The organism is Alkalibacterium sp. s-m-28, assembly GCF_054658175.1.
In genome coordinates, this window is the sequence record NZ_BAAGIQ010000512.1 from 1 (window position 1) to 233 (window position 233).

General features: G+C 39.1%; 1 pseudogene. It reads right to left on the reverse strand.

Annotated elements, in window-relative coordinates:
• Positions 1–187, reverse strand: a pseudogene (locus tag ACYQ4S_RS13070) (RNA-guided endonuclease TnpB family protein); the annotation flags it as partial.
• Positions 188–233: the final 46 nt, after the last annotated feature.

Genomic DNA, 233 nt, shown 5'->3' on the forward strand with positions numbered 1-233 from the left:
TCAGCTTCTTTTCGGACTTGTACAGCGGTTTTGGATTTTTGTGCTTCTCAGTTTCCCCTAAATCATTGGTGGTGATCGCAAAATCAGAAATACCCAAATCAATCCCGATCTTCCGTTCAACTAATTGAGGCGTTTCGTCCGCTGATTCCACAAGAATGGATATAAAATATTTTCCCGATTTATTCATTGATATCGTACATGATTTAATCTTGCCTTGAAAAGTACGATGCTGG